This window comes from Allomesorhizobium camelthorni, assembly GCF_011045125.1.
Lineage (GTDB): Bacteria > Pseudomonadota > Alphaproteobacteria > Rhizobiales > Rhizobiaceae > Allomesorhizobium > Allomesorhizobium camelthorni.
The window spans coordinates 1-853 of record NZ_JAAKZF010000292.1 but is presented as its reverse complement, the minus strand read 5'-3'; the positions used below and the strand labels follow the sequence as shown (position 1 = coordinate 853).

At 69.2% G+C, this 853-nt stretch carries 1 protein-coding gene; it reads right to left on the bottom strand.

Features of this window, described 5'->3' with window-relative positions:
* A partial coding sequence (locus tag G6N73_RS35960) for an NAD(P)(+) transhydrogenase (Re/Si-specific) subunit beta (protein WP_165034585.1) occupies positions 1–853 on the bottom strand: 853 nt, incomplete at both ends.

Sequence of the window (853 nt, the reverse complement as noted above, 5' to 3'; positions counted from 1 at the left end):
CAGCTTGTCGGCCATCTCGCGCAGCGCGTGCTGCGCCTGCGCCACCGCCATGCCGTAGCCCGGCACGATGATCACCTTCTGCGCGTTCATCATCAGATAGGCGGCGTCGTCCGCCGAGCCCTGCTTGACCGTGCGCTCGACGCCGTCGTCCGCGGCCGCCGAGGTCTCGCCGCCGAAGCCGCCGAGGATGACCGAGATGAAGGAGCGGTTCATGCCCTTGCACATGATGTAGGACAGGATCGCGCCCGACGAGCCGACCAGCGCGCCGGTGATGATCAGCGCCAGATTGCCGAGCGTGAAGCCGAGCGCTGCCGCGGCCCAGCCGGAGTAGGAATTGAGCATCGACACCACGACCGGCATGTCGGCGCCGCCGATCGGCACGATCAAGAGCACGCCGAGCACCAGCGAGACAGCGACGATCAGCCAGAAGACGGCGAGGCTTTCGCTGGTGACGAGGAGCACGATCAGCACCACCAGTGCGATGCCGAGCGCGGCGTTGATGGCGTGGCGGCCACGCAGCATGATCGGCTTGCCCGACATGCGGCCGTCGAGCTTCAGGAAGGCGATGACCGAGCCGGTAAAGGTGATGGCGCCGATGGCGACGCCGAGGCTCATCTCGACCAGCGCCTGGCTGTGGATGTCGCCGACGGCGCCGATGTCGAAGCTCGTCGGCGCATACATGGCGGCGGCGGCAACCATGACGGCGGCGAGGCCGACCAGCGAGTGGAACGCCGCGACGAGCTGCGGCATCGAGGTCATCGGGATGCGCCGCGCGGTGACCGCGCCGACGCCGCCGCCGATCGCCAGACCGAGCACGATCAGCGCCAGGCCGCCGAAGCCCGGCGTCGCCAGC